Raw genomic sequence first — 10400 nt, forward strand, 5'->3', positions numbered from 1 at the left:
GGGTGGGCCGGGTACTCCGGAACGGTGAGGGAGTCCGCGGCGTCGGTCACGAAGGCGGGAGCGACCGACGTCAGACCGGCCGCTCCGTACGCGGCGTTCTCCGCGGCCGGACGCGCGCTGTCGCCCGCCACGCCGACCAGCCCGCCGGCGAACGGCCGGGTCTGCCCGCCGATGCCCTGCGCCAGCGGCCGCACCTGGGCGGTGACCCCCTGCGCGAACGGGGCGACGGCATCCTTCGTCACGCCGTCCGCCAGCGGCCGTACGTCGGCGACGACACCGTCGACGATGGGCTGCACGTCGGCGACGACACCCGCGGCGAACGGCTGGACCGCACCGGCCACGCCGTACGCCAGCGGCTGCGCCTCGCCCGCCACACCCTGCGCGAACGGGGTGACGGTGTGGCCGACGACGCCATCGGCGAAGGGGCCGGCCTCACCGACGACACCCTCGACGAGCGAGCCGATGTCGCCGAGCGCCTGGCCGACGACCGGGAGCAGCGCGGAGACGGCCTGTCCGGCGATGGGCGGGAGCACGGCGTCCGAGGTCTGGCCGACCGCGGGGCCGGCCTGGGCGGCCGCCGTCCGGGCCGTGCCGCGTGCGGTGCCCTGGGTGGCGCCGAGGACGGCGGGGGCCGTCTCCTGCGCGTAGCCCGGGATCTGCTCGATGGGACCGAAGAGGTAGTCGATCTCGGTCTCGGGGACCGCCGGGAGGTCGTGCGAGGGCTGGCCCCAGGCGGAGAGCGCCCAGGCGGGGATGTCCTGCGCGGACGGGACGTCCTGGGCGTCGGGCAGGTCCCGGGCGCCGGCTGCGTCCTGGATGTCGAGTGCGTGCTTCGCGGCCCGGAGGTCCTGGCCGGCCGGGAGGCCGGTGCGGGCGGTGAGGCGCTCGGTGGCGCCGGTTGCCTTGCCGGTCACCGTGGCGGTGGCCTCGCGTGCCTGACCGGCGGCCGGAGCGGTCCTGTCCGCCGCGGCGGACTTCACTGCCTCGGTGCCGGCACCGGCGGCCTCCCCGGCCTCGGTGGCCGTGGCGCGGACGGTGTCCGTGAGGGCCTCGACGCCGTCGATCCCGTTGACCGCGTCCGTCGCTTCGGCAGCGAGGTCCGGGGTGGACAGCGGTACGGAGACGGGCAGTTCGTCAGCGCTGGCCGCAGCGGTGCCGAGGGCCCACATTCCGGTGGCGGTGGCGGCGACGGCTATGGAACGGCGCATGTTCTTGTGCATGTGTGTGTCAGATCCTTCGAATTCGATCGGCGGTCCGGAGCGTTCCGGACGGCGGGCAGACCTGATCCGCCCCCGCGCGGCAGGTCGAGGCGGGGAACGGCCTGCCCTAGCCGGGGAATTCGAGGATCTCGTCCGATCGGTCGCGGACCGGGGCGGCGGTCGCCGGGAGGCCGGCGCCGCGTACCAGTCCGAAGGAGGGCCCGTGCGCGACCGGTGCGGCCTGCTGATCGCCGCTGCGCGGGGTGTGGGTCTCCGCCGCCGGTGTACGGCCGGGGCCGCCACTGGGATCGACCGGCGAACGGCCGTCTCCCTGCCACGAATCCGGCGCGAATGCCCGGTCCGTGCCATCGCTGACCACGACCGCACCGGCCAGGGGGGTGTGGGAACCGCTGGAGGAGGTCTGCGCCGCCGCCTGTCCGCCGCTGCCGGGTGGTGCGGTGCCGGGTTGGGCGGAAGCCGCCTCGCCGTCCGAGGGGACGACGGGCGGAGCGTCCGTGGTGCCGGGCAGCAAGGGCACGGGCGGTACGGACGGTGCGGATGGCACCAGGTGCGGAAGCAAAGGCAGGGGCGGAAGTGCGCCGGTGGTGGAGCCGAGGACGCCGGTGAATCGCTGGACGGTGCTCCGGGCGGTGCCCTGAACGGTGTCACGGACAACCGCGTGGGCGGACTGTGCGACCGCGGTCCGTACGGGCCGGTCGGCATCTCGCACGCTCTCGGCGACCGTGCTCCGCACGCGCTCCGGAACCGCGGCGGGAGCCGGGCCCCCGTCACGCGCCGGCTCGGGGCTCGCGTCCCGAACCCGCCCGGCCGCTGCCGTGGTGAGGGACCGGGACGGTGACGACCAGACCGTCGGCCGGTCCGCGGCCTCCCCCGGCTGCTCGGCCGCCGTGCGTACGGGCTCCTCGGCGCGGTCCATGGCCCGCCCCGCCGTCGTGTCCGCCTCCGCCGCGATCGCCGGTCCGGCAACGGGGGGCTCCGGAACGGTGCGTTGCGTCGCGTGTGCCTCGCCCCCGCCCCCGAAGAGGAGGCCGAGCGCGAACAGCACCCCGAGGAACAGCACCACGTGCAGCGCGCGTCGGTCTGCGGTCCCGCGCGCGGGGCGCGGGCCGTCAGCCGTACGGGCTGCGGCGGTGGTCATGTCGGGGTGAGCCTTCCCAGAAGGTGCGGACTGCGGAATGCAATCCTCCGCGGGCGACGGGTCGATGCTTGCACGAACCTCCGGGGGTCGCGCAAGTCCCCTGTTACTGATGCGTCTCCTTGTCCGGTATGGGCAGTGGGCGCCTTTCGATCGCCGCCGCCATGATGTCCGGGAAGAGATCGGGGGTGCAGGCGAAGGCGGGCGCCCCCAGAGCGCCGAGGGCGGCGGCATGCTCCCGGTCGTACGCGGGCGCTCCTTCGTCGGAGAGCGCGAGCAGCGTCACGAACTGCACACCGGACGCCTTCATCGCGGCGACGCGCTTGAGCATCTCGTCGCGGATGCCGCCCTCGTAGAGGTCGCTGATGAGGACGACGACGGTGTCGGCGGGGCGGGTGATCTTCGACTGGCAGTAGGCCAGCGCCCGGTTGATGTCCGTGCCACCGCCGAGCTGCGTACCGAAGAGGACGTCGACCGGGTCGTCCAGCTGGTCGGTGAGGTCGACGACGGCCGTGTCGAAGACGACGAGCCGGGTGTCCAGGGTGCGCATGGAGGCGAGCACCGCCCCGAACACCGAGGCGTAGACGACGGACGCCGCCATGGAACCCGACTGGTCGATGCAGAGGATGACGTCCTTCTTCACGGCCCGGGACGCGCGTCCGTACCCGATGAGCCGCTCCGGAATGACCGTGCCGGCGCCGTCCTTTCCGGGAATGGGCAGGTAGTTCTTGAGGTTGGCCCGGATGGTCCGGTCCCAGTCGATGTCCCGGTGGCGCGGCCGGTTGATCTTCGCCGAACGGTCCAGGGCTCCGGTCAGTGTCGCCTTGGTGCGGGTGGAGATCCGCTTCTCCAGATCGTCGACGACCTTGCGCACGACGGCTCGTGCCGTCTCCTTCGTCGTCTCCGGCATGGCCTTGTTGAGCGAGAGCAGGGTGCCGACGAGGTGGACGTCGGCCTCGACGGCCTCCAGCATCTCCGGCTCCAGCAGCAGCGCCGACAGCCCGAGCCGGTCGATCGCGTCACGCTGCATGACCTGGACGACGGAACTGGGAAAGTACGTACGGATGTCGCCGAGCCAGCGGGCGACGGACGGGGCGGACGCGCCGAGTCCTCCCGAGCGCTCCGAGCCGCCCCGGCCCGCGGGCTTGCCCCCGCCGCCGTACAGCGCGGCCAGTGCGCCGTCCATCGCGACATCGCGGCCGGTGAGGGTGCAGCCCGTGCTCTCGGCGCTGTCGCCGCCCAGCACCATCCGCCAGCGCCGCAGCCGTTCCTCGTGGGCGGAGGCCCCCGTGGGCGTCTCCGCCCCCTCCGGCCCTTCCGATTCCGTCGTCGTCACGGTGCGGGTGGTCATGCCGTCGCCCCCAGCGGTCGCTCGGTCCGGTCGTTGTGTGGAGTGGGCTCGGCGTCGAGGCCGAGCAGGAGGCGGAGCACCGGCACCACCGCGTCCGCCCGCGGCTCGTCGAGCCCCGGCCCGAAGCCGGACGGGGATGCCTCGGCGCTGCCGCGGTGCGGCCCCTCGGGGTCCGGGCCGCGACGGACCAGCTCTCCCAAGGTGCGCCGCACGCCGGGCTCGTAGGCCGAGAAGGTGCGCCGCAGCAGGGGCAGCACGTCGGTGAACGCCGATGCCCGCACACCGGTCAGCCAGGCGTCGATCAGGCTCAGCAGACGCTCGTCGTGGACGAGCAGCATGCCGCCGCCCGCGGCTCCGCCGACGAAGCCCTCGATCCACGCAGCGGCGTCGGTGGGAGGCGTGCCGGGCGACAGCGCGAGGCCCATGAGCCGCGCGGCCTCGTCCTGGGTGAGCCGGCCGTCGTCGAGCAGGAGCCGGGCGGCGCGCCCCCGGATGACGCCGGCGACGGTGTCCCTGGCGGCCAGCTTGCGCAGCACGTCCGCCCACCGCTCGCGCAGCCCGTCCGCGGACACGGCTCCGGCGAGCAGCCCGATGGCGGTGTGCACGCCGTCGATCCGGCGGCGCAGTTCCTCGGCTCCGTCGGCGTCGAGACCGGTGCAGGCCGGGGGCAGGCCCACGCAGATCCGCTCGGCGAGCCCGACGGCGACGGCGCCGAGCGCGGCCGTGTCCGTGGCCCGCACGTCCCCGTACCGCAGTGAGCGGGCGAGGGCCGGCAGCGCCTCCGCCAGATGACTGACGTCCGCGTCCAGGGCGGCCCGGTCGGCGAGGGCGTTCATGACGACGGGTAGCGCGTCGGCCAGCTCGGCGAGCAGGCAGCGCTCGGCGAGTGCGGTGACATCGGCGAGTGCGGTGGCCGTAACGGCCTCCGATTCGGCCTTGGCGGTCGCGGCGGAGAGCACGGTAGTGCCCCAGACACCCGCCTCCGCGACCCGTACGTGCAGTTCGGGCTCCCAGCGCAGCCGCCAGGTCTCCCGGAAGGTGCCCGTGCTCCCCCGGCCGGCGGCGCGGTCCCCCCAGCCCACGTCGAGGAGGCGGAGCCGGTGCAGGAGCCTGCTGCGGGCCGCGTCGGTGTCCTTGCGGAGATCGAGCTCCACCTCGCGCTCGGACGCCTCCGGTTTCAGCCGGAGGGTGCGCTGCTGCCGGTTCAGGTCACGTTGCAGCGGGACGGCGGGGGCGCTGTCCGGCACCTCTCCGAGCGTCTCGCCGACGACGAGCCTGTCCCGCACGAGGGCCAGGGGCACATCGGAGCCCTCGCACATCACGGCTCGGATCGCGTCGGTCGTCTCGGTCAGGCCGGGCAGCGGGCGGCCCCGTACGGCCGCCAGACCTCCGGCGAGCCGGACGGCTTCGATGACATGGGCGGAGGAGATGAACCGGTCCTCGTCGCGCAGGAGTCCGGCTACCTTCGTCATCCACCGCTCGACCGGCCGGTCGGGGGCGCCGAAGAGGTGCCCGTACCAGCCGGGCGAGTCGATCCCCGCGCCGTATCCGCTGTGCCGGGCGAGCCTGCGGTGGGTCCAGGGCACCCAGGTCAGCTCGGTTCTGACCTTCGGGACGCCCTTGAGGAGGGCCTTGTCGGCGGCGAGCGTCGTCCTCGCGGCGAGGGCGGGAACGTGCCAGGCGCCGCAGACGACGGCGATGTCGTCGCCGAACTCCTTGCGCGCGGCCCTTAGCTGGATGCGCATGTACGCCTCGCGGACCGCGTCCCTGGGATGGCCGCCGTCCCCGTACACCTCGCGCAGGGCCGTCATGGCCTCGGCGAGGACGGTGAAGGGTGCCAGCGGGTCGCCCGCACCGCCGTCGGGGGCGCGGTGCTCGACGGCGTCCTCCCACCAGCGCTCCGGGTCGTCGTACCCGGCGGTCTCGGCGAGTACGCCGATCGGGTCGACGGCGGGCGAGCCCGGCGGCTCCTCGGTCCCGGGTTCCGTGAGGGCCAGCGAGTGCGTGGCGGGCAGGTCGATGAAGCGCGCCGGGACCTCGTGAGCGAGGGCCCAGCGGATCGCCACCCACTCGGGCGAGAACTCGGCCATCGGCCAGAACGCGGCCCGGCCCGGATCGTCCACGGCGTGGGCGAGCAGCGCGACCGGTGGCTTCATCTGCTCGTCCGCGGCGAGCGGCAGCAACGCGTCGCCCTCGGGAGGGCCTTCGATGAGGACGACCCGCGGCCGGGCGGCCTCCAGCGCGGCCAGGACCGCTCGGGCGGACCCGGGGCCGTGGTGACGCACCCCCAGCAGCAGCGGCCCGGCGGACGCGGCGACCCCCGTCATGCGGAGACCTCACGGCAGGCGCGGTAGAAGTCCTTCCAGCCGTCCCGTTCCCGGACGACCGTCTCCAGGTACTCCTGCCACACCACGCGGTCGGCTGCCGGGTCGCGGACGACCGCGCCGAGGATGCCCGCGGCCACGTCGCCCGGCCGCAGCACGCCGTCGCCGAAGTGGGCGGCGAGCGCCAGCCCGTTGGTGACCACTGAGATGGCCTCCGCCGTGGAGAGCGTCCCCGAGGGCGACTTGAGCTTGGTGCGGCCGTCGGTCGTGATGCCGTTGCGCAGCTCCCGGAAGACGGTGACCACACGGCGGATCTCGGCGAGGCCGTCCGGGGCCGCCGGCAGGTCGAGCGAGCTCCCGATCTGGTCCACGCGACGGGACACGATGTCCACCTCGTCGTCGGGGGTGGCCGGAAGCGGCAGGACGACGGTGTTGAAGCGGCGGCGCAACGCGCTGGAGAGTTCGTTGACCCCGCGGTCGCGGTCGTTCGCCGTGGCGATGAGGTTGAAGCCGCGGACGGCCTGGACCTCCTGCCCCAGCTCGGGCACGGGGAGCGTCTTCTCCGACAGGATCGTGATGAGCGCGTCCTGCACATCGGCGGGGATGCGGGTCAGCTCCTCGACCCGGGCGGTCATGCCTTCGGACATGGCCCGCATGACGGGGCTGGGAACCAGCGCGTCACGACTGGGTCCGTGGGCCAGCAACTGGGCGTAGTTCCACCCGTAGCGGACGGCTTCCTCCGGCGTGCCCGCCGTGCCCTGGACGAGCAGGGTCGAGTCGCCGCTCACGGCGGCGGCGAGATGCTCGGAGACCCAGGTCTTGGCGGTACCCGGCACGCCGAGGAGCAGCAGGGCCCGGTCGGTGGCGAGCGTGGTCACGGCGACTTCGACGAGGCGGCGCGGACCCACGTACTTCGGTGTGATCACCGTCCCGTCGGAGAGCGTGCCGCCGAGCAGATAGGTCGATACGGCCCACGGCGAGAGCTTCCAACGGACCGGCCTCGGCCGGTCGTCGGCAGCGGCGAGCGCCTTCAGCTCGTCGGCGAAAGCATCCTCGGCATGCGGTCGCAGAGCCTCGTTAGCGACGGCGGCGGTGGTTGCGGACACGGTCATGGATCCCCCTCCGGATCGTTCGGCCCGATGTGGTTCCCACCGTGCACCATGCCACTGACAATCGGCCTCCGCCGCAGGTCAGAGGCGATTGTCAGTGGTGCGCCCTACCGTCGTTCCCATGCTGCTATCTCACGGGGGAGAACCCTCGCGCACCTCTGATCCGGTGGCGCGCTGGACGGTGGAGCAGGTACAGGCCCTGGCTCCTGACGAAGCATCACGCAAGGCCGGGAACAAGCTGGGTTCGGCCGGCCCGTGGTCCGAGGTCGGCCACGAGGCCGCGGGCGCGGTATGGGGGCTGTGCAAGGGCAGCGGCAGCAAGCCGTACCGCACCGTGATCGACACGGCCGGGCCCGCGTACAAGTGCAGTTGCCCGAGCCGGAAGTTCCCCTGCAAGCACGCGCTGGGACTGCTGTTGCTCTGGGCGTCCGACGGCGCGTCCGCGCTGCCGGGTGAGGCCCCGGACTGGGCCCGGGAGTGGCTGGACGGCCGCCGCAAGCGCGCGTCTGAGCAGTCCGCCGCCGACGGGACTCCTGCCTCCGGCCCGGCCGATCCGGAGGCGGCGAGGCGGCGCGCCGAGCGGCGGGCGGCGCGGATCACGTCAGGCGCACAGGAGTTGGAGCAGCGCCTGGCCGATCTGCTGCGCGGCGGGCTCGCCGCGGCCGATCAGGCGGGGTACGGGCTGTGGGAGGAGACCGCCGCCCGCATGGTCGACGCACAGGCCCCCGGACTCGCGGCGCGCGTAAGGGAATTGGGCGCGATACCCGCCTCCGGGCCGGGGTGGCCGGTGCGGCTGCTGGAGGAGTGCGCGCTGCTCCACCTGCTGGACACCGCCTGGCTGGGCGTCGACCGGCTGCCCACACCGCTGGCGGCGACCGTTCGTACGCGCGTGGGACTGACCGCCGCCGCCGACGGGACTCCGGTCCGTGACCACTGGCTGGTCCTCGCGCAGTACGACACACCGGACGGCAAGATCGTCACCCGCCGCATCTGGCTGTACGGGAGGGAGTCGGGACGCACCGCACTGCTGCTCTCCTTCGGGGCGGCGGGGCGTTCCCCCGGCCAGGCCCTCCCGGTGGGTGTGACGCTCGACGCCGAGCTCACGCCGTTTCCGGGCGCCGGGCAGCCACGGGCCGAGCTGGGGCGGCAGTTCGATCCGCCCGCCACGAGGGGGACGCCACCGGCCGGGGGGCCGACGGACGCGGCGCTCGCGGCCTACGGGCACGCGTTGCGGGACGATCCCTGGCTGGACTCCTGGCCGGTGACGCTGCGCGATGTCATACCCACGCCGTCCGGCGGCGGGTGGCAACTGGCCGACGCGGACGGCACATCGGCCCTGCCCCTCACACCCTCGGCACTGTCCGGGCCGGGGCTGTGGAAGCTCGTCGCGCTGTCGGGCGGCGGACCCGTCACGGTCTTCGGCGAGTGCGGACACCACGGTTTCGCCCCGCTCGCGGCCTGGACGACGAGCGCCGACGACGACAGCGAGGGGCAGCCCGTTCCGCTCATCTGACGCGTGCGGCCCCGCAAACCCTGGACCCGTGAACCGGATATCCGGCTCCGTGACTCCCTGACACCTGGACGGGACCGATGACCCCACCCCGTACGACCACCGCCACCACGACACGCACGCCCACAACACACACGCCCACGACACACACGGCCGCCACGCACGCGGCCACGACGATGCCGTGGGAGGAGCTCGTCACCTCGGCGCTGCTCGGCACCGACCGCCGCCCGCCGGCCCCCGGGCCCGGGGGCGCCGACGGACCGGTCGCCCTGCTGGACGCGGCGGCGCTGCACACCGTGCGCCGCAGAGCCGGGCTGCTGCCGGCAGAGGCGGCCGGGCGGCCGGAGCCCGCGCCATCCGACCCGCGCCCGCCGCTCCCCGCCGCCGCCCGGCGCCGACTCGTCCAGCTGCTCGCCGACCGCTCCGCCCCGTCCGGGGGCGGCGGGCGGCGCGGCACGGCTCCCGATCTCACGGAGCTCCTTCCGCAGTGGCTGGCCGCGGCCAACCAGCACGGGTTCCGGGCACCGGCGGTCGTGCTGCCGGCTCTGCTGGACGCCGCGCGGGCGCGCACGGACCTCCGTGCGCACGTCCTGGGTTTCGCGGGACCGCGCGGGCTGTGGCTCGCCAGGATGAACCCGGAGTGGAAGTTCGCGCTGCGCGGCGCCCCGGGCGGCTCGCTCCCGTCCGTCGCGACGGACCCGGACGCGGTGCGGCTGCTGTGGGAGGAGGGCCTGTTCGCCGAACGGGTCGCGCTCCTCGGAGCCGTACGGAGACGGGAGCCGGCTGCCGCGCTCGCCCTGCTCTCCACCACCTGGTCCACGGAGCGCGCCGAGGACCGGCTGATGTTCCTCGACTCGCTGCGGACCGGTCTTTCCGGCGCGGACGAGGAGTTCCTGGAGCAGGCGCTGGCCGACCGCAGCCGCAATGTCCGGGCGACGGCCGCCGAGTTGCTGTCCACGCTGCCGCACTCGGCCCTCGCCGAGCGCATGGCCGCGCGCGCCACGTCCTGCGTGAACCCCGACCGTACGGGCGAGGGCGCGTCCATCGCGGTGGAGGCCCCGCACGAATGCGACGCGTCGATGCAGCGGGACGGCGTCGTACCGGTTCCTCCGGCGGGGCGGGGGGAACGGTCCTGGTGGCTCGGCCAGTTGGTGGAGGCCACCCCGCTGACCACCTGGCGGGAGCGGTTCGGCGGGCGTTCCACAGAGGAGATCGTCGGGCTGCCGGTAGCCGACGGCTGGACCGAGGAACTGCACGCCGCCTGGTGCCGGGCCGCGGTGCGGCAACGCGACCCGGAGTGGGCCCGCGCCCTGCTCGGCACCCCCTCGACACCCCCGGCGAACGGCCCCGGGACGGCCTCGCTCGCCGAGCGGTCGAAGCTCCTCGCCACCTTGCCGAGCGAGGAACGGGCCCTCTGGGTGGCCGACTTCATCGCCGCGCACGGCTTGTCGGAGGCGTTCCAGCTGCTCGGCGTCTGTGCGGTGCCCTGGGCTGAGCCGCTCGGCAGCTCGGTGGTCGACGCCCTCGACATAGCCCGGGACGCGGGGAGTTACCCATGGAGCTTCAGCGGGGTGATGGGTCTCGCGGAGCGCTGTCTGAACCCGGCCGAGGCGGACCGGCTCGAAGTCCTCACCACCACGCCGGACGAGCCGGAAGGCGCCTCACCCGGGGCGGGTGGCTACTGGTCGGAGGCGTTCCAGCGCCTGGTCTCCACGTTGCGTCTGCGCTCGGCCATGGACAGGGAGCTGACC

General features: G+C 74.2%; 7 protein-coding genes. 2 read left to right on the top strand and 5 right to left on the bottom strand.

The window, feature by feature from the left end:
* From ACFWSK_RS36855 to ACFWSK_RS36875, 5 genes are all read right to left on the bottom strand, one after another.
* On the bottom strand, positions 1-1220 hold a 1220-nt coding region (locus ACFWSK_RS36855), incomplete at its 3' end, for a hypothetical protein (protein WP_383796313.1).
* Between the two features lie 106 nt (positions 1221-1326).
* Entirely contained in the window at positions 1327-2358 is a 1032-nt protein-coding gene (locus tag ACFWSK_RS36860; protein ID WP_383796315.1) for a hypothetical protein, read from the bottom strand.
* Between the two features lie 103 nt (positions 2359-2461).
* On the bottom strand, positions 2462-3706 hold the full coding sequence (locus ACFWSK_RS36865) for a VWA domain-containing protein (RefSeq protein ID WP_383796318.1): 1245 nt from the start codon (positions 3704-3706) through the stop codon (positions 2462-2464).
* Positions 3703-6033: a DUF5682 family protein gene (locus ACFWSK_RS36870; protein WP_383796321.1), complete on the bottom strand. Its 2331-nt coding sequence runs from the start codon at positions 6031-6033 to the stop codon at positions 3703-3705. The genes ACFWSK_RS36865 and ACFWSK_RS36870 overlap by 4 nt, the downstream gene beginning before the upstream one ends.
* Positions 6030-7142 (bottom strand): AAA family ATPase, encoded by a 1113-nt coding sequence (locus ACFWSK_RS36875; protein WP_383796324.1) that lies wholly within the window; start codon positions 7140-7142, stop codon positions 6030-6032. Before ACFWSK_RS36875 ends, ACFWSK_RS36870 begins: the two co-directional genes overlap by 4 nt.
* A gap of 118 nt (positions 7143-7260) precedes the next feature.
* Here ACFWSK_RS36875 and ACFWSK_RS36880 point away from each other — a divergent pair, with 118 nt between their 5' ends.
* Both ACFWSK_RS36880 and ACFWSK_RS36885 read left to right on the top strand, forming a co-directional pair.
* Positions 7261-8652, top strand: a complete 1392-nt coding sequence (locus tag ACFWSK_RS36880) for an SWIM zinc finger family protein (RefSeq protein WP_383796326.1) — start codon at positions 7261-7263, stop codon at positions 8650-8652.
* Positions 8653-8729: 77 nt separating this feature from the next.
* Positions 8730-10400 (top strand): DUF5691 domain-containing protein (locus ACFWSK_RS36885; protein ID WP_383796328.1); only part of this gene is annotated, 1671 nt, incomplete at its 3' end.

It is taken from the genome of Streptomyces sp. NPDC058620 (assembly GCF_042717135.1).
In the GTDB taxonomy this organism is placed as follows: domain Bacteria; phylum Actinomycetota; class Actinomycetes; order Streptomycetales; family Streptomycetaceae; genus Streptomyces.